At 41.6% G+C, this 19,341-nt stretch carries 13 protein-coding genes and 1 pseudogene; 1 reads left to right on the forward strand and 13 read right to left on the reverse strand.

Annotated features, from left to right (window positions below):
* Positions 1-20: 20 nt before the first annotated feature.
* On the reverse strand, positions 21-1,322 hold the full coding sequence (locus Q5O24_14425; GenBank protein ID WKY47527.1) for a 2-hydroxyacyl-CoA dehydratase family protein: 1,302 nt from the start codon (positions 1,320-1,322) through the stop codon (positions 21-23).
* Positions 1,323-1,326: 4 nt separating this feature from the next.
* Positions 1,327-2,454 (reverse strand): 2-hydroxyacyl-CoA dehydratase family protein, encoded by a 1,128-nt coding sequence (locus Q5O24_14430; protein ID WKY47528.1) that lies wholly within the window; start codon positions 2,452-2,454, stop codon positions 1,327-1,329.
* A 236-nt stretch (positions 2,455-2,690) separates the two neighbouring features.
* Between Q5O24_14430 and Q5O24_14435 the strand changes: the two are divergent.
* Positions 2,691-3,997: pseudogene (locus Q5O24_14435) on the forward strand (IS1380 family transposase).
* Between the two features lie 176 nt (positions 3,998-4,173).
* On the opposite strand, the gene bzdQ reads toward Q5O24_14435, so the two are convergent.
* The 11 genes from bzdQ to Q5O24_14490 all read right to left on the reverse strand — a co-directional run bounded on the left by bzdQ (position 4,174) and on the right by Q5O24_14490 (position 19,260).
* Entirely contained in the window at positions 4,174-5,079 is a 906-nt protein-coding gene (gene bzdQ / locus Q5O24_14440; protein ID WKY47529.1) for a benzoyl-CoA reductase, bzd-type, subunit Q, read from the reverse strand.
* A 19-nt stretch (positions 5,080-5,098) separates the two neighbouring features.
* On the reverse strand, positions 5,099-5,863 hold the full coding sequence (locus Q5O24_14445) for an acyl-CoA dehydratase activase (protein WKY47530.1): 765 nt from the start codon (positions 5,861-5,863) through the stop codon (positions 5,099-5,101).
* Positions 5,864-5,899: 36 nt separating this feature from the next.
* A complete protein-coding gene (locus Q5O24_14450) occupies positions 5,900-7,474 on the reverse strand; it encodes a class I adenylate-forming enzyme family protein (protein WKY47531.1) in 1,575 nt (524 codons plus the stop codon).
* 45 nt (positions 7,475-7,519) lie between these two features.
* Entirely contained in the window at positions 7,520-8,698 is a 1,179-nt protein-coding gene (locus Q5O24_14455; protein ID WKY47532.1) for a thiolase family protein, read from the reverse strand.
* 12 nt (positions 8,699-8,710) lie between these two features.
* Positions 8,711-11,047 (reverse strand): 3-hydroxyacyl-CoA dehydrogenase/enoyl-CoA hydratase family protein, encoded by a 2,337-nt coding sequence (locus Q5O24_14460; GenBank protein WKY47533.1) that lies wholly within the window; start codon positions 11,045-11,047, stop codon positions 8,711-8,713.
* A gap of 16 nt (positions 11,048-11,063) precedes the next feature.
* Positions 11,064-11,849 (reverse strand): enoyl-CoA hydratase-related protein, encoded by a 786-nt coding sequence (locus tag Q5O24_14465; GenBank protein ID WKY47534.1) that lies wholly within the window; start codon positions 11,847-11,849, stop codon positions 11,064-11,066.
* Positions 11,850-12,206: 357 nt separating this feature from the next.
* Positions 12,207-14,141, reverse strand: a complete 1,935-nt coding sequence (locus tag Q5O24_14470; GenBank protein ID WKY47535.1) for a sigma 54-interacting transcriptional regulator — start codon at positions 14,139-14,141, stop codon at positions 12,207-12,209.
* Positions 14,142-14,237: 96 nt separating this feature from the next.
* Positions 14,238-15,800: a hypothetical protein gene (locus Q5O24_14475; protein ID WKY47536.1), complete on the reverse strand. Its 1,563-nt coding sequence runs from the start codon at positions 15,798-15,800 to the stop codon at positions 14,238-14,240.
* Between the two features lie 4 nt (positions 15,801-15,804).
* Positions 15,805-16,374 (reverse strand): hypothetical protein, encoded by a 570-nt coding sequence (locus Q5O24_14480; protein ID WKY47537.1) that lies wholly within the window; start codon positions 16,372-16,374, stop codon positions 15,805-15,807.
* A 188-nt stretch (positions 16,375-16,562) separates the two neighbouring features.
* Entirely contained in the window at positions 16,563-17,543 is a 981-nt protein-coding gene (locus Q5O24_14485; protein ID WKY47538.1) for a diguanylate cyclase, read from the reverse strand.
* A 265-nt stretch (positions 17,544-17,808) separates the two neighbouring features.
* Positions 17,809-19,260, reverse strand: coding sequence for a diguanylate cyclase (locus Q5O24_14490; GenBank protein ID WKY47539.1), 1,452 nt, complete (start codon positions 19,258-19,260; stop codon positions 17,809-17,811).
* Positions 19,261-19,341 lie beyond the last annotated feature (81 nt).

A 19,341-nucleotide genomic window follows, 5' to 3' on the forward strand; every position in this document is an offset into this window, starting at 1 on the left:
TATTTCAATCAGTAATTCTTTTATGCCTGGGGGGCTGCTTTTTTCTCTTCTCTCGGAATTGGTTCAGCACCAACGATAGTTTCCATATATTCACCGATAGCTACTTTGACTTCGTCAATACTCTTATATCTCAGGTCAATAGCATCCAAATCGACGTTTAAAGTAGGTATGCCAAATTTATCCTGAATCATATCGGTAACAATTTTAGCTGCAGCAAAAGTATGTTTACAACCAACATGGCCGATAAACATTGAAACATTGACATCATAGTCAGCCATGATCCCTTCAACAAGATCCACATAATGTGCTGCCGGACCTGAAGCTCCGTGAATCATTGGAACTTCAAGGGCTTTTTTAGCCATAATGTATCGGGCATGCTCCGGACTGTAGTCACCGTCAAACAAGATTCCCTTCTGATAGCCAAATCCGTCCATAACCATTACCGCACCGTAAGTCTTTTCCATCCAATCCAAAAGACCAGCATTTGCCCATACGATATTCTGCAGCCAGGACACTCGATATTTTTCTTCTTTAACGGCGCCAATACCTTTTTCAGCCAGCATAGTTCCCAGTTTGTACTGAGCCTGCATATATTTAAGCATAGCCGGATGACCTGCCATACAGGCGACCATTTCATTAAGTACCAGCAATCGGCCTGGTAATGGACATGGCTTCAATTTTCTCAGATCAGCAATTTTCTCTAAGAGATCATTGGTTTCATCAGAAATTTTTGCTACTTCCGCGAATTTATCCCAATCCATCTTTTTACCAGTAACATCTTCCATAAATTTAATAAAATCTTTGTACTGATCGGCCAGATAATTATATCCGCGATCATCACGTCTAAACGGTACATCCAGTCGGAAAGATGGAACGCCAAATATTTTATCGATAGCTGGATGACAGACTCGGGCAGAATCGCATGGAACTGTACAGTAAACATATCCATCCGGTACCACACCATATTCCCCACGCAGGGCAATTCCTAACTCTACCTTATCCAAACCGCATACTGTTGGCGGAACATGTTTCTCTGCTTCGTCGATATAGACAGACACCGCTTCCACATTGCTGGCCAGACGGGTTGGCATCATATCCAGAAAGAAAGGAACTGCATCAAAGGCATAAATAAATTCGATCGGGGCCGGACCTCCGAAGAAGATTACTTTTTTCCCGTTCTTATGGGCATCTCTTACGTCTTCCCAATAGGCTTTCTGGACATCAAACATCCATAAACTTTTAGGATCTTTTTTCGACATATAATTGATAATACTGTCTACCTGCTCGCAGGTGCTGGAAATTAAATTCATTGGTTCACTCATCTTTCTATACCTCCTGTTCAATCATCTCAATAAATGCTTCAGCACGAATTGCCAGCTGGCCTTCATTCGCCATCAGCTGTTCACGTTCAACCGTTAACATCGGAATACCGGCAGCTTTGATCTTGTCGTTAAAGTAGACACCTTCACCACCCCAGCATTCACAATTTTGCATTTTTTCATAAATAATTCCATCTATCTTATATTCTTGTGCCATATTTAAAATGAAGTCATACAGTTCATCATGAAGATCAATCATTCTTGGACATACCGGACGCTTCAGGTAAGAGTTGGCGATTGACATTAAGATATCATCACCTTCTACAACAACCGGCTCCCATAAATATCGACTTCCAAAGCAAAGGGCATCAGTCACGACCAATCCGCCTTTTTCTTCGATTACTTCCATATATCTTGGTTCATCTAAAGCACTTCCGATCATCATGGTTCTGATTCTGTAATCTTTAATCGGCTCCCGTTTTTTTGCCTCATCGAGGAATCCTCTCAGCAATTCATTAAATTCTTCCTTTGGCATTGATGTTGAAGCAAGAATGATCTTCAGTGTTTCAGTCCCGCTGACAACAGGATACTGCTCTTTTCTCAGCGCATACAGCTCCTTGATCAAAGCACGAGTCTCGTTGTAAAGGTCAATAGAAGCAAGTAATTTTTCATCAGTAATGGTGACTCCAGCAAATTCTTCCAGACCCTTTATGATATCCTTCAGTTCGTTTTTGTAATACTCCACGCTGATATCTTTAGTGATTCTTGGCGCTGCCAGCTCGTGATAGTAACGGTTGTCAGTTTTTTGATCAATATGAGACCAGTTATCTAAGATTCTTCCGGCCATCAGACATCCGTCTGATGAAATAACACCATCCAGCTCATAAGTCCCGTCAATTAAATGCTGGAGACAGGATTTGGCAAAACTGCAGCTGAAAGAGGTCATCCATGTTTCAGCTTCACTGCTGTCTTTACATCCCGTTGCCCGAATTCGTACCGGCAGCATACCAGCCGCATGAATAATTTCCTCCGGAACATGGCAGCAAACAGTACCAATAGCTTTTTTACCGGCAGCTCGCCATTCTTTTAAAGAATCGCTGCCGACGTTTGTATCAAATAACTTATCAAAATTCATTGTTTCCTCCTGAATTCTCACTTTTTAATGGTTTATATTTTTATTTTCTAAACAATATTTAGCCTGAATTATTCATCCAGATACAATTAACGGCACATTGTGCCGCATAGATACAGTGTTTTTGATTATTTTTGCTTTTCACTAAATAAGTGAAGCTAAGACAATAGAAAAAGAGCTCCAACTTTGTTAAAATTTAAGTGACCAAACCAAAACCAAACAAAGGAGAAACTCTTCATATGTCTAGTTTAGATGCACTTCAGTTAGAAAGCAATAAAAAAATCAAAATAAATTTCGATGGCGGTGATTTATCCTCTGATTCCGGACTGATTCTGATCAAAGAATTTGCTCATAAATTCAGTTTCCATAAACATGTCAGCAACTTCAAAACTGATGAGAAGACCAGTCGTCAGCATAAGGATGATCAAAACCTGTGCCAAATGGTATATCAGATCATTGCTGGTTACTTTGAAGATGACGATGCTGATGAATTGACAAATGAACCTGTCTTTACAAACATTCTGGGTAAAAAAGCACTGGCTTCTCAACCGACTCTGTCAAGATTCTGGAACCGGATGGATGATAAAACGCTGCCAAAATTTGATGCCATCATTAAAGCAATGCGGACATCTGCTTATAAAATAAAACGTCCAAAACAGGTATTGCTGGATTTGGACTCCACCCTATTGAATACCTATGGAAAACAGGAAGGTGAAGGTTTCAACTATCATTACAGGGTACATGGTTATCATCCATTACTTTGTTACGACGGATTAACCGGTGATCTGCTGAAAGCAGATCTCCGTGATGGAACGGACTACAGTTCCACTGGGGTTGTTGATTTTATGCAACCTCTACTTGATGAATATTTCACGGAGTATCCCGACATAGAGCTGTATTTACGTGGTGACAGCGGGTTTATTTGTACAAGCAATGCGAAACCAATGGTGTGTCTTATGCGATCCGTTTAAAAGCGAACAGTGTTTTAAATGACAAAGCGAAACATCTTGATCATGAAATATTTGAAGCGATGAAAGAAGATATGTCCCAGTATATTGTCCGCTATGATGAGTTTTATTACAAAGCAGGCAAGTGGGAGTACCCGCGCAGGGTAGTTGTTAAAGTGGAGAAACCTTGCAATCAGTTCACCATTCAGCATTCCTTCATTGTAACCAATATGGACTTGAAACCTGAAGAAATCCTAAGATACTATCGTAACCGAGGCACTATGGAGAATTTCATCAAAGAAAGCAAGTCCGGATTTGGCTTCGCTTCTACCGGAAGTAAATCCAAAGTAGTCAATGCCAACCGACTGCAACTGCATGTGTTGGCTTATAATCTGTTTAATTGTTTCAGACGATTGGTTCTGCCGAAGAGCATGAAAAAGATGCAGATCGATACCATTCGTTTAAAGCTGCTAAAAATTGCTTCGAAAATCGTAAAAGCAGCAAGCTATATTTATTTCAAGCTATGTAGCAGTTGTCCCTACAAAGATGAATTTTATAAAACTTTAGAAAATATCAGACAACTTCCGCAGCTGGAATAACAGTAACTGATGATCTTTGGCAACTTAAAATCTTGAAAATAACATCTACGGGATTCGTCTACCCTTTTTGGGTTGAAATTCAACCGTCTGTGTATTTAATCCTTGAAAAAGATGTTGTTTCTCGATTTTAAGATTGCTCATTGCTGGATGAATAATTCAGGTTTAGTATTAAACTTTCAAGCCTGCTTTAAAAATTTCTCAGCAGCAGCATTTTTCTTCTGGACCAAATCTCTGGCAATCAGGGCCGCCCCCATGGCACCAGCTATCTGGGTGTCCATCGTTGGTGTCATAACCTTCATTCCCAGCATCTTTTCGATTCTTCTGGTTACACCAATATTTTTGGCAATTCCGCCGGTGATGGCAAAACCTGGCTCCAGTCCATTTCGTTCCAACAGCCGTACAACCCGCAAGGCCATGGCATGGCAATAGGCCGCTAATACTTTTTCCTTGCTCCAGCCGGCTCTCATCAGATTAGCGGCTTCTGTCTTCGCAAAGACAACACAGATAGATGAAACCGGTTCGGGTTCTTCATCAATCTCGAATGAAGCCTGACCAATCTCCTCCACCGGTATGGCCAGCAAATCGGCAATAACTTCCATTCCCCGGCCTGTTCCGGCCGCACACTTATCATTCATAATGAATGAAGTAACCTTACCCCTTTCATCACAGTGAATAGCTTTACAGTCCTGACCACCCATATCCAGAATAGTCCGGACGGTATCGCCATAAATATAATTGGCTCCCCGGGCATGACAGGTGATTTCTGTCACCGTCTGGTCAGCAAAAGGTACATTTACCCTGCCGTAGCCGGTGCCCACTGTAAATTGCAAATCATCCAGGGTAATCCCAGTATCCTTGATAGCCCATCTGATGGCGTTGACTGCCGAATCCGGGCTGTTATTTCCGGTTCTCATACTGGCATAGGCAAAAGGTTTTCCATCAGCCACAATGACAGTCTGGGTACTGGTCGAACCGATATCAACACCAGCGGTTAACAGACTGCCTTTCCATTCACGGATTTCAGGATTCTGCCATCTGTTTTCCGCCCATCTCCAATAATCAATTTTTTTCGTATCTTTCATATCTTCTGACCTCCTCAGATCATCCTTCAGCGATCAGAGCTGCGCCAATCGAGCTGATATAATCCGTATCAGGGCAAGTGACCAGGCTTCTTTCAAGCTCTTCTTCCATACAGGCGACCAGACCTTCATTGTGGCCGGGACCACCAATAAACATGACGTTTTCCGGCAGGCCTACTCTCCTGATCAGCGAAGCGATCCGGGTGACAACCCCCATATGAACGCCATAGGCGATATCTTCAACCGTTTCTCTATTATGGACTAGAGAAATCACTTCCGACTCAGCAAAAACGACACACTGAGCATTGGTTGTCAGCTTCTTTTTATGCCGCTTTGAGTAATCTCCCATCTCATCCACAGATATCTGCAAGGCTCGGGCCATGGCTTCGACAAACATTCCGGCACCAGAAGCGCATTTATCATTTGTCTCATACTTCTCAATCGTACCGTTATCTCTAAGCTTGATTACCCGACAGCCTTCAGCCCCCATATCAATGATCATCTGAGCGGTTTCGCTAAAAAAGCGACCACCTCTAGCTGCAGACTGAACCTCGTTGCTAAGTTTTCCTGAACGAGACAGCAATGTTCTGCCTGCCCCAGTGACGCCAACCGCTTCCACCTGCGATTCTTTTATCTTTGAGCCTTCAAGCAATGCCTCAAAAACTGCTTCACCGGCCAAATTGTTATCAAAAGCCGTCGACACGCTAGCCTTAGCAATCACTTGGCCATCTTTTAGCAAAACACCTTTAGTGTTCTGATTCCCGCAATCGATTCCAATACTTATCATCATATTCTCCTTTCCGAAGATATCTTTCTTCAATTTTTATTCCTCGGCATTTCCATATTCCTGTTTAATTAATTTCAAGTCCCTCTTGCCAACCTGATTTTTAGGAATTTGGTCAACAAAAGTAATATACTTGGGAATTTTTATACTTGATAATTCAATCTTGATATGATCAATTATCTCTTTACGACTGGCATGACTTCCCTGCTTCAGTTTAATCAGGGCACGCCCTACTTCCCCCCACCGCTCATCAGCTACGCCAATTACACAAGAATCCTCAACGCACTCATGATTGTTGATGACTTCTTCAATCTCCTGGGGGAAGATATTTTCACCACCGCAGATAAACATATTTTTAGTCCGGCCGCAGATGTAAATGAATCCATCCTCATCACAGTATCCCACATCTCCGGAACGAACCCAGCCGTCGACCATAATGGCCCTGGTTTCTTTTTCATTATTCCAATAGCCCGAAAATACCAGATCACCCTTCCAGACCAGCTCTCCCTTTTCTCCCTGTTTTGCATCTAAACCATCTTCCTTGATAATCCGAAGATTATTATAGGGCATCGGTTTGCCGGCAGCCCTCCATTTTTCCCTAATCTCGGTAATGGTCATCTGGTTTACCGGCGGGCAGAGATTGTTTGGACCAATCTCCGTCATCCCATAGGCATTGACCAGTTTAATCCCCCGACTCAGGTATCTATCGAGTACCTGATAAGAAATCGGTGCTGCTCCGCTCAACATAAATCGATAACATGAAAAATCGGTCGTATCAAATTGTGAGTCGGCCGCCAGCGATTTATAAATGGTTTCCACTGCCATCGCCACGGTCGGCCGCTCCTCTTGAATGATTTTATAAGCTTTCCTGACATCATACCGCTCTGTTAAAATAATTCGTCCGCCTACTAAAAGAAGTGAAAGCGCAACAACATTCCAGGCCGCAGTATGAAAAAAGGGAAGAAATACGTAGGCAGAGTCTTTTTCTGTCAAAGAAAGTAATGAAATCTCACTCTCCGCATTACGAATGATAGATCGATAGGAAAGCATTGCCGCTTTTGGTTGACCAGTGGTTCCGCCGGTATGAATCATCATCTGAATGTCTTCTTTTTGACAGTTAACCGGTGGAAAAGGCCGTTCAGCCCCCTTTTTTAAAATGTCACCATAGGCGATCACATCGCTATCTGATAACAAGATGGAGTCCAAATCAATATAAGTTCGCTTTTTGCCTCTTTCATCTTTTCTTATAAGATTAACTGTCTTTGTCAGTTTTTCAGAATAGAAAATAACTCTGGGATCTTCACTTTCAATCATGTTCTGAAGTTCCTCAACACGTAGAAGACAGTTATAGCTGGTAAGGATAATTCCCGTTTTGCAGGCTGCAAAAAAGACATCAATATAGCCTATCGAATTATTGGCACAGAGCCCGACACGGTCACCTTTTTTCAGTCCAAGCGTTTCTGTCAGAAACCATGCCAGACAATCTGAGCGTCTAGCAAGATCCTGATACGAATATCTTTTTCCGCTCTCATAGTCATACACTGCTTCCTGCTCTTTTTCTGTAAAAGTCTGCAGACGATTCAGACATGAAAAAGCTGTTGAATCCATTGTCATATTCTCTCCTCTCTTCTATCTTATATAGCTGATGTCATTCAGTTCTTAAAGTCTCTCAAAGATAGCAGCAGCACCCATACCGCCGCCAATACACATACTGACCAGTCCGTAACGGACTTGTCGACGCTCCATTTCTTCCAGCAGTTTTGCTGTCAGGAATGAACCGGTACATCCCAGCGGATGCCCCAAAGCAATAGCACCACCATTGACATTGACGATCTCCGGATTTAAATCCAGTTCTCTGATACAGGCAATAGACTGTGAAGCAAAAGCCTCATTAAGCTCGATCAGACCGATATCAGATAATGACAGGCCTGCTCGTTTGAGCACTTTCGGAATCGCTTCAATCGGACCGATACCCATGTAAGCCGGATCAACACCCGCTACATCAAAACCGACAAATCTTGCCTGTGGCGCTAAATTTAATGCTTTGGCCTTTTCAGCTGACATCATCACAACACCAGCGGCACCATCACTCATCTGAGAGGCATTACCAGGAGTTACTGTTCCACCTTTTTTGAATACCGTCGGTAGTCTGGTCAGAGCTTCCATGGTAATATTGGCGCGTACACCTTCATCTTTTACAAAAGGAACCAGCTTAGAATAGGGATTACCCTGTTCATCCACAGCCAGACGAACTGAATCAACCGGAATAATCTGTTTCTCAAACTTGTTTTCTGCTTGTGCCTTTGCAGCTTTCAGATGACTTTCCATAGCAAACTCATCCTGCATCTGACGTGTAATCCCATATTTAACTGCAACGTTTTCAGCAGTGATTCCCATGGCAACATGGGGATCCGGCCAGTTATCCATAAAATGGGGATTGGGTATCAACAGATTTCCGCCCATCGGCACTTTACTCATAGATTCCATCCCGCCGGCCATAATTGCATCAGCCTGACCAGCCATAATGGCATTACCCGCCATGGCGATCGACTGCAGCCCTGACGAACAGAAACGATTAACGGTCTGTCCGGCAACACTGATCGGCAAACCCGCTCGTAAACCTACTGTTCGGGCTACATTTAATCCCTGTTCCGCTTCCGGAAAGGCACAGCCCAATATAAAATCATCCAATTGTTCCAGTGGCAATCCCGGAACTTTATCTATAATCCCCCGGATCACCTGAGCCGCAAGTTCATCCGGTCTTGTATCTTTTAATGCGCCTTTTGGGGCCTTTCCCACAGCGCTTCGCCCGTAAGCGACAATTACTGCATCTTTCATCCTTATCCTCCCTTAGTTTCTCAGCGGTTTTCCGGTTGTCAGCATATGGGCAATACGTTGGCGGGTTTTTTCTTCGCCACACAGAGACAGGAATGCTTCTCGCTCAAGTCCCATCAGATACTGCTCATTGACCTTGCTTCCGGTTGGTAAATTTCCACCGGTTAGAATATGCGCTATTTTGGTAGCGATCAGATGATCATGGCCAGAGATAAATCCGCCCTTTTCCATCATTTCAAGATCATACTGAATGGAAGTTTTTCCAAAGTCTCCCAACACTCGGATTTCTTTGGCAACCGGCGGACGATATCCCCGATCAACCAAATCCAGAACGGTTTTTTTAGCCGATGAAACCAGTAGGTCCTTATTCATCACAACCCAAGTGTCTTTTCTTAAAAACCCTTTGTCAACTGCATCAAAACCGCTGGTGGACACGGTTGCCATGGCAATGGTCTTCCACACGCTTTTGATTCCATTGAGCATTGAGAGGTTAGAAGAATCTGCACATCTTTCCACCGCCCGGTAAAGAAGTTCTGTACATCCGCCACCGGCCGGCACCAGACCAACGCCCGCTTCAACAAGTCCCATATAGGTTTCGCAATGAGGGGTAACTGCAGCTGTATGCATACAAACTTCTGCGCCACCGCCCATGGTCATTCCAAATGGCACTGCAACAACTGGTCGTCTGGCATATTTAAGAGCCATCACTGCCGTCTGCAGGTTTAGAATCTCTTTTTCCAGGCCGTTCCAGTCGCCTTTTTCCGCTAATGCAGCTATTGTCGACAGATCTGCACCCCCGCAGAAAAAGCTGCCTTCGTTACCAATAACAAGGCCTTTCCAGTCATTACCTTCAAGAAGTGACGCGCCATGGTTGATCATCTCAATCGTTTCCGGATTAAGGGCATTTCCTCTTCCAGTAAACTCCAGAGCCAGAACGCCATCTCCCAGGTCCTTGAGAGCTGCCGAACCATTTTTCTCAACCAGCTGAGAACCAGCGACAGTCAAATAGCTGCCGGCCTCTTCCTGAGCGCTGTAGAAAGTATTCTCGCCGGCTTCCAGTCGTTTTTCGATCCATTCAGGAATCGAATCACCCTCTTCCTTCATTTTGGCAACTGATCGTTCAAGACCGATTTTATCCCAAATCCCGAATGGTCCCAATTCCCAGTTAAATCCGGCAACCAAAGCCTTATCGATCATCTTATAATCATCAGAAATGGTTGGCGCTAATTTAGCCGCATATAGAAGGGTCTTCTTAATTACGTCCCAGATAAATTTATTTTCTTTTTCCGTGCCATAAGCCATATTTTCATATTTGTTTGCCGATTTAAGTGCTACTTTAATCGAATCGAACTTTTCAGACGCCATCAGCTCGTAGCTTTTAGTTTCCTGGTTATAGACCTTATAGACCTTTTGACCTTCAACGATTTCTTTTTTATAAAAACCCTGTTTGGTTTTGTTGCCAAGAGCACCATTTGCAACTAAATCAAGAACAAATGCCGGTACACTGTATTGGACTTTTTCCTCTTCATCAGTAGTGCTTTTCAGAACATTATCGGCAACATTGCACATAACATCCAAACCAACCATATCAGCCAGTTTAAAACTCCCACTTTTAGGTCTTCCGATAACCGGTCCACTCAAAGTGTCGACAGTCGGAATATTAAGTTCATACTTATCCATCAACTGCATACAGACAATTGACGCATAAACACCAATTCTGTTACCAATGAAATTAGGGGTATCCTTAGCATAAACCACTACCTTGCCAAGGTCGCGAGATGCAATCTTATCCATCAGTTCAACAATTTCAGGCAAGGTATCAGCCGTTGGGATCATTTCAAATAATCTCATGTATCGTGGTGGATTAAAGAAGTGTGTTCCTAAGAAATGTTGACGGAATTCAAGAGGCATATCCTCGGCAATAGCGGTGATCGATACCCCTGAGGTATTACTGGATACAATCGAACCTTCTTTTTGATGTTCATGAATCATCTTCATGACAGTCTTTTTAATCTCCAGTTTTTCCATGACCACTTCAATAATCCAGTCACATTCTGAAAGCATATCTAAATTATCTGTCAAATTTCCAACTTTGATATTATTAAGGTGCTCTTTAGAAAAAAGCATTCCCGATTTTGGATTCTTAATATTATCAAAACCCGCCTGAGACAAACGATTTCTGAATATCGGGCTCTCTTCTGTCACACCTTTTTTAATTTCTTTTTCATTCAGTTCTCGTGGCACAATATCCAACAATGCCACCTGCATACCGGCTCCAGCAAGAAGTGCAGCAATTCCACTGCCCATTACGCCCGCACCGATAACAGCTGCACGATTGATAACTCGATTCATCGTCTTCACTCCTATCCTATGCTTCATATTCAGGTTTTCTCTTTTCGACGAACGCACAAACACCTTCTTTAAAGTCGTCTGTATCGCCGCAAAGCACCTGTGATTTAACTTCTTCCTCTATATATGACTCGAAGTCACTGAATTCATTAATATACATCAATCGTTTCATTTCTGCATAAGAGGCTCGAGGTCCTTTGGCAAATTTCGCGGCTGTTGCCATTGTGACTTTTTCCAAATCCTCAGCTGCAACCACATTTGCAACAAAACCCAGGCTTTTTGCCTCTTCCGCCAGTACTGGTCGGCCAGTCATCGATAATTCCAGGGCTTTGTTTACTCCTACCGCTCTGGTCAGCAGATACAGACCGCCAGCATCTGGGATTAGTCCAATATTAACAAAGGCCTGCATAAAAGTAGCATTATCAGCAGCAATCAGATAGTCACAAGCCAGGGCAACGTTAAATCCGGCACCAGCAACTGCACCAGCAACTGCACCAATTACCGGTTTAGACAATTTCTTGATGGCAACTGAAACCTGGGCCATTTTGGCAATTGCACCGGTAAAATTAAGTTGTCCGCTTTTAATCCCCTTATACATCGCACCGATATCGCCTCCTGCACTGAAAGCTTTTCCTGTACTGGTCAGTACTACCACTTTCACAGCCGAATCCTCCTCGCATACTTTCAGGGCCCCAACCAATTCATCAATCAGTTCCTCATCAAATGCATTCAGGTTTTTCGGGCTATCCATATAAATTGTTGATACTCCATTTTCTGAAGTCAATTTTAGCTTTTGAAATTCCATCTCTCTTTTCCTTTCTACGATTGTTATTAAGTATCTTATTTACTTTGTAACAATGATAATCGCAAAGACCGTGCCAAAATTGTAATTTCATCGATATTTTGAATATATCTTTCAAATTTATCGCAAAACGCATTGATTTTATTTAATTTATTAGCATTTTCCTTTTGCTTCTGTCTCAAATTCCCACGTCTAATCATACAGCCAAACACAACTGTGCTATATTTGTATCATTTGTGCAAATATTGTTCCATATTTGTGCCATTCAAGAATAATAAAAAAAACCCTTTTACTAAAGGGTTTCCGACCTAATTTTATGCAGTTGTTATCAAACTGTGCCATAATTGTGTCATCGATGGTTCACTTAATAAGCTCATACTCTCGTAGTCGTCTATAAAATGTACTGCGAGACATCCCGATAGCATCAGCCGCTTTACTGCGATTGCCTCTGTTTGCTTCAAGGGCTTCGATAATCCTCAGTTTTTCTGGCTGATATCCACTTGTCGGTACACTATCACTATCTTCATTCTCGAAATTCAAAAAACGAATAATCTGATCTGCATTGATTACGTCACTATTTTGCGTACTGATAATTCCTTCCAGCAGATTTCTCAGCTCTCTAATATTACCAGGCCACTGATATTCCTGAAGAAAAACAATAGCGTCATTAGTCAGATTAATTGGCAGCCTTCCCTGACGTTGACAAATATTTTTACTCAGCTGCTGTGCCAGCAAAACTACATCAGCACCCCTTTGACGTAATGGCGGAATGGTAATTCGCACCACACCCAGACGATAAAATAAATCCTCACGAAATAGCCCTTTCTTTATTTTTTCCTGCAGATTCTTATTGGTAGCAGCAATAATTCGAACGTTTACATCAATCATTTTCGATCCACCTACCCTCATAATACTCCGTTCTTCCAATGTACGAAGCAGAACCGCCTGAAGATCAAGGGGCATATCTCCAATTTCATCAAGAAATAGTGTTCCGTTGTTGGCCAACTCAAATTTGCCCAGACTGCCGCCTCGCCTGGCGCCGGTAAAAGCCCCCTCTTCATAGCCAAACAGTTCGCTGGCAATCAAATCTCTGGAAAAAGAAGCACAGTTGATTGCGACAAAAGGCCCCTTCCGGCGATAACTTTGATTATGAATGGCCTGGCTCAGGACATCCTTCCCTGTTCCGCTTTCTCCCAGCAGCAGGATATTACTATTGGATTCCGCTGCTCTTTGAGCCATCTCAACGGTTTCGAGAAACCCCTTATCCTGACCGATTACAGTCTGAAAGGTATATCTGGCTACACTTCCAGTCTGCTTTGAGGCAAGCTTCTGAATTCTCCCCAGTGAACTGAACACTACAACCATAGCGTCAGTGTGAATATCCGGGGCAATATATTTCGATGTACTGATACAGGCTTCAGCGATTTTCCCGCGACAGGAAAATGATACAATCCTGTCGCTGATATGCTTTCTCCCCTGGATAATAGACCAAAATTCTTTGTTGGCAGGCAGCGGATCTACCAAATGCTCAAGTTTTGCATAATGATACTGATAGGGGTCATAGGAGAGTTTGAGCATGGTAAAGATTTCTTTGCTGACTGTCATAATCCGTTCCTCTTTACCCGATTGGTCGATGGTCATGAAACCCATTCCTTCCGTTCCATCTGTAAAGTGCTCCATCATATCAAACCAGTGGAAATTGAGTTCAATCCCTTTGGAGACAGCTATCAGCAAACTGGTATAAATAGGTGAAGCATATTTATCTTCACATAAGAGCGCCAAACCGCCAAAAACCATCCCGTCTGCAGCTTTGATCGGCGAAAAATACCACATACTATCAAGGGTAAAACGTGCGTAACACTGCTCCCCTGAAAGAACAGAAACTCCATTTTGCCGCATCCCATTCGAGAATACATTGGGTCCAATTTCCGCCTGACTCCACCGGGTCCAGCGTTCAATCCCTATGCCTTTAATCCAACTTTCTATCTTTTCATTGGCATAAATCTTTACCAGAACACCATCAACCCCAAACATCAGTGCACAATAATTTTCATCGCCCTTGTCACTAATCGCCAGGGCAGTGGCCATCGTTTCAGCGTAAACCAGTAATTCGTTAGTTTTTTTTCTGGCTTTTTTTTGTTCCTCCAAAGATATTTTTGCCGGCCGCACATCATAAGGATCCAGGCCTTGGCTAACGGCATCTTCCCAGTCCTGCTGTAAATCCGGAGGTAAACTTTTTCGGGCTTCACTCGATGCATGAAGCTGTTTCCATATAATCATATTTTTTTCTTCCATATCCTGCCCTTCCGATAAAAAAACACCAGACCGGTTTTAACGAATACTTTCCAGTCTGGTGTCAAACTATTGTTTTATTTCTCTAGAACTATAAAATTATTTTACCCGTTTAAGATAACGCTGAATCGTCTCGTAATCCTCTTCAGCTACAATATACTCAGAATCCTGATTTTCCATTATCAGTTCTTCCGGTCGTATCTCGATTTTTTCCGGTGCCCGACGACCTTTAGTCTCAACCATCAGGATCTCTTTCTGATCCAATCGGTTTTTACGTTGATTAAGTCCTGCTTCGATCATATCCAAATCATCAATACGCTTGTTGATTACCTTCGATAAGCTGATCAGATCATCAAGCACTTCATCAACGACAAACTGTTTGTCAATAATCGCTTTTAATTTTTCCCTGATCAGGTTGCCCGCCGCAATAATTTTTTCGTCGCCAGCAATTGGCTGATAACTTTCTATTTCTTTCTGAAAAACACCGACTGCATTCTGCAGATAATGTGTCTCCTCCATCGACTGTTCAATTTCAGTAAAAAGATTACTTAATCTTTTTTCAATCGATGAAAAATCACCCTGATCATCAGTATTAAAATCAATTCCCGCTTTAATTTGGGCGACTTCTTTTGGTATTTCTTTAGTTTTAAAGGATGGTTCAAAAACCGGACTGGTCATCTCACGGTCAACAGACATTTTAGGGATTTCCGCTGTCATTGCCGGACGAATCGCCGGTCTTTCAGCAGTTTTTTCTTTTTCCTTGGGCATTTCCCAGATGGAATCGACAATCTCTTTAGGGGATTTCTGCTCGAAAATTTCTTTTGCCGATGATTTCTCCAGCTGATCCTGTATTCTTTCTTTAGGTAATATCGCCGTTTGTTTTTTAAATAAATCGGACTCTTCAAAGTCCAGCCGATTCGGCTGATTCAATGATGATTCTTTTTCAGCAAATAAAGACTGTTCTTTCTCTTTACCCAGATTTCTTTTAATATCCTTTAAAAACTCTCCGGTTTCATATCGTTTTTCGGCTTCAATATAATTGGTATGCATTGGATTTTGAGCCGCCGGTCGCATCACTTCTTCCCGTCGAGTTTCGCTGCGGGTATTATTTCTAGCACTATTTTCAATTAATGAGTTAAAAATACTATCATAATCAGCTTCCTCGTCATCTGTCGATGAAAGCCAGTTTTTTCGCGTATCGGTATTATTTCTATTTGCTGTTTTTTTCCGTTTTACCGGTTTTTCAGGAATTTCCAGTTGTTGCGCTTTTTCCGTCACCCCATCTTTACCAATGAGAAGCCACCATAATAAATGAGAAACGGTAATCATCAGAAAATCAACTAATGCCAGTCCCATGAAAAAATAGAAGGGCACTTCCGGAATCAGAAAAAGGCAAAGCCCAAATATTATTCCGTTTCCGACTGTAACTACCAAACCTCCGAAAAATGGTATATTTTTTAAAAACGGACTCCGGTTCAAATCATATAGTGATAAAATCACCAACTTGATCCCTATAAATAAGCCCATTAAGATGATAAATGCATCTGCATGAGGCAATGTCTGAATAATCTGGTATCCCAGTAGATACCCGTATCCTGCAATCGCTAATCCAAACAGATCAAAGATCAGCAATCCCCAACATTTTCCAATACTCAATCTCATTCATCTACTCCTTGTTGCCAAATTTTTCAGGAGTTTTTTGCATTTCTCCAAAATCAAGGCTGTTCCCTTTTTTTTGAGTGTCTAATTCCAGTGAAGCATCAAGCGCCTCTGTATTCCAATACATAGCTTCGATTTCCTGAAGTTTCTGATATTCTCGATTCAAGGTTTCTTCCTTACGGTTCACCTCTTCATGTCGTTGTTTCAAAATTTTAAGTGCCGTTCCCAGTGAATCCAGCATTTCCTGAACCATTTTTTCCCGCTGTTCTATATTAGATAGTTGCCGATTTAGATCTTCTGCTTCATAGGATGATCTTTTTTCAGTCTGCTCCAGAAAACGTTCTTCTTCCTGTCTGATATCTTTAAATACCCGTTCAAAGTTATCCTGCCTTTTTACCAGCACTTCGTCTTCTTTGCGATGCTGACTGGAATCCGAACCCTCATTCTGGGTAGCCTTAACAATCAAAGATTTTAACTCTTCATCTTTTTGGAGTATTAGTTTCTCAAGCTTATCTATTCGGTTTTCCACGTATTCAAAATACTCGTTTTTATTGCCAGACTCCTGATCATTAGGCATCTGATTCACCTCTATTCCTATACTTCTACCTATTATATCAAATAATTCGTAAAAAGCATATACAAATTCGTCACATGAAGAAAATGTACCAACTATAGATTAAACCATAAAAATATAAATTAATCAAGGTCAGCCTTCATTTTCAAAAGATTGTTACATTCACGTAGTCTTCTGTTTGAAATTTGAATTTAAAGCAACTCTTTTTGTCGTTCCAGAAAACGCTCAGCCTGACTAAAAATATCCTTAATTGATTCATCATCCTCATATTTTGTACCAAACCCAAAGCTGACCGACATTTTAATAGATTTAATCTTAACTTCTTCCAGCATTCTACGAATTCGCTCAATGGCCCGTTCAACCCTGGCTCCTTCAGTTTTAGGCATTATAATTACAAACTGTGTTTCGCTGTAACGAGCTACCACATCATCGCCGCGACAGCCATTATCCAGAATATAGGCAGCCTTTTTAATAAAATCATCCCCAACAGCATGACCGAAACGGCTTTTTACCTCGAATAAGCCATTGACTTCAACCAGAATAATGGAAAGTGGATATTGATTTGAATTATCAAGTCTCCTGATTTCCGATTCATAGAATTTTTTGTTGTAAATGCCGGTAAGCTGATCCCTGAAACTAATAGATTCAGTCTTATCACTTTCTGAACCTTCTGCCAGCATCCGTTTTAAAGCTTCTCTTTTTTCAGATACATCCTGAATAAAGCAGATTACGCCAATAACCTGCTTGCTTTTATCTCTGATAGGCGCCCAGTAATTCTTTCCTAATACATAGGTTTCACCCTTATCTTTATATTCTTCAACAGAAACAAACTGTTCACCAGCCAAAGCGCGGTCACAAAACGCCTTAAGCGCCTCACGCTCTTCGAAACTATCCATCAAATCAAGAATTTTCGACCCAATTTCAATGGTTTCACCACTTTGACTTTTCATAACTTCACGATGGCGATTATTGAAACTCAAATATCGATAACGTGTATCAAGTCCAAAAACCATAAAATCATGACTGGTTTCAAGTACTGCTTCCAATACGTTATTTGCCAGTTCCAGTTTTTCTGTCAGGGCAATAATCCCATCATCATAACAATCTGCCTGTTGCGCCCGGCGTTTCTCTTCAATAATTGCTTCAAGCGTTACTCTCTCATCACTTCTCACACCAATTCCTCCTGAACACATTCCCTTTTAGCTTTAAAATCCTTATTTTAAGTTGTTTTCAACTATTCTTCATCTAATGTTTTTTATTATATCAGATAATAAAATAATTCGGTAGCAAAAAAAGCCGGAAACCACTAAAGCTTGCAGCAATGCATTGTCGTTTTTGGTTGTGCTTAAATTTCACAAAGCAAACAGCTTTCCCTGACAAAGCAATATTGCATTATCTAAAAATGATCATATCAGGATTTTATCAATTCCAAAAGTTTTATTCCAGCACTGTTAAGAATGCTTTGATCAGACTGGGGTCGAACTGACTCCCAGCACAAGACTTTAATTCCTCAAGAACCTGTTCTTTACTTGCTAATTTATGCTTCATCGCTTCGTACGCTTCGGCAATCGCTACAATTCTAGCCTGCAACATAATTTCTTCGCCTTTCAAACCATTAGGATAGCCCTTCCCATCCCATCTTTCCTGATGTTCATAAACGATCTGGGCAAGTTCCTTATACTCGTCAACTAAACTTAACAGCCTGTACCCGCGCTCCGGATGGCGTCTGATATCAGTCCAATCGCTGTTTTCAAGGGTCTTAAGCTTGTTAAGACTTTTCTCGTCGACAGTTATTTTCCCAATATCGTGCAGTTCCCCAGCGCGAATAGTCTGATTAATAAAGGCCTGATCATCAGAAATTAATCCGGCAATTTTTCCACTAACCTCGCCAACCTCAATGGAATGCTCCTTTTCGCCTTCATTATGGTTGAAGAGCATTTCCAGAACCCGTTTGATGGTTTCACTCTTCATCGAAGTTCCCATTTTAAGCTTTTCCCGATACATCAGGTCTTCTGCATTTTTCAAAGTATTATTAATGTTTTCATCAACTTTTTCTTTGGTATCATAGCCAAAAGAAACCGAAATTTCAATTGTATCCCTGATTTTCTCCGAATTTAATACATCCTGTATTCTTTTAATTAGAGCTTTCACGGTTTCCCGATCAGTTTCCGGCAGCAGAATCACAAACTCATCATTCCCATAGCGAACAACATAGTCTTCTTTCGCACAGTTTTTGACTAAAATATCGGCGGTTTTCATAATACACTCACCTCCGATTTCCCGGCCAAAGGAATCATTAATCAGCTCCAGCCCATTAATATCAGCCATCAGAATTGAAATTGGCAGGTTTTTTTCCTGATCAATTCGTTCCATCTGATCTTCTAAAAACCGCCTGTTATATAAACCAGTCATTTGGTCATGATAGCCCAGCATTTCCGAAACTTTAAACTTTTCCCGTTCTTCAAAAAGTTTTTTTCTGGCAGCATTTTTCTCCGTTTCATCAATCCCAATGCAAAGAACACCATAGATCTCATTGTTCTCATTGCGAATCGGTCGCCATCGATTAGACCAGTCTGTTGCAGGTTTATCATTCTTTGGTTCACAAGCCATTGCCTGACTGATGGTTTCTCCTTTTAAAATAAGCTTCAGCAGTTTATTGGCTTCTTGACGCTTTCTTTCATCCTGAAAATGTTCAAGATAATCATCTCCGGTTTTAATCTCAACTCCCCCGTTTTCAAATACCAGTTGCTGATACCTTCTGTTTAAAAAAAGATACTTTCCCTGAAGATCCAGGGCGAACATAATCAGCTCACCGGAATTTTCAAGAAGCGCAGCAAGATACGCCATTTCCGATTCCGTTTCTTTTAAAATTAAATCATTACCGTTCATCTCTGCTCTCCTTTATATACGAACCTCAATTTTTCCAATTTATTCGTCTATTCTGTCATCGAACAATTACGTCTATGATTA

Source organism: Eubacteriaceae bacterium ES3 (assembly GCA_030586155.1).
GTDB lineage: Bacteria > Bacillota > Clostridia > Eubacteriales > Eubacteriaceae > Acetobacterium.

What these genes read in the sequence shown, in the direction of transcription:
- Q5O24_14425 (WKY47527.1), bottom strand. Translation starts at nt 1,322, where the DNA reads ATGAGTGAACCAATGAATTTAATTTCCAGCACCTGCGAGCAGGTAGAC.
- Q5O24_14430 (WKY47528.1), bottom strand. Translation starts at nt 2,454, where the DNA reads ATGAATTTTGATAAGTTATTTGATACAAACGTCGGCAGCGATTCTTTA.
- bzdQ (WKY47529.1), bottom strand. Translation starts at nt 5,079, where the DNA reads ATGAAAGATACGAAAAAAATTGATTATTGGAGATGGGCGGAAAACAGA.
- Q5O24_14445 (WKY47530.1), bottom strand. Translation starts at nt 5,863, where the DNA reads ATGATAAGTATTGGAATCGATTGCGGGAATCAGAACACTAAAGGTGTT.
- Q5O24_14450 (WKY47531.1), bottom strand. Translation starts at nt 7,474, where the DNA reads ATGACAATGGATTCAACAGCTTTTTCATGTCTGAATCGTCTGCAGACT.
- Q5O24_14455 (WKY47532.1), bottom strand. Translation starts at nt 8,698, where the DNA reads ATGAAAGATGCAGTAATTGTCGCTTACGGGCGAAGCGCTGTGGGAAAG.
- Q5O24_14460 (WKY47533.1), bottom strand. Translation starts at nt 11,047, where the DNA reads ATGAATCGAGTTATCAATCGTGCAGCTGTTATCGGTGCGGGCGTAATG.
- Q5O24_14465 (WKY47534.1), bottom strand. Translation starts at nt 11,849, where the DNA reads ATGGAATTTCAAAAGCTAAAATTGACTTCAGAAAATGGAGTATCAACA.
- Q5O24_14470 (WKY47535.1), bottom strand. Translation starts at nt 14,141, where the DNA reads ATGGAAGAAAAAAATATGATTATATGGAAACAGCTTCATGCATCGAGT.
- Q5O24_14475 (WKY47536.1), bottom strand. Translation starts at nt 15,800, where the DNA reads ATGAGATTGAGTATTGGAAAATGTTGGGGATTGCTGATCTTTGATCTG.
- Q5O24_14480 (WKY47537.1), bottom strand. Translation starts at nt 16,374, where the DNA reads ATGCCTAATGATCAGGAGTCTGGCAATAAAAACGAGTATTTTGAATAC.
- Q5O24_14490 (WKY47539.1), bottom strand. Translation starts at nt 19,260, where the DNA reads ATGAACGGTAATGATTTAATTTTAAAAGAAACGGAATCGGAAATGGCG.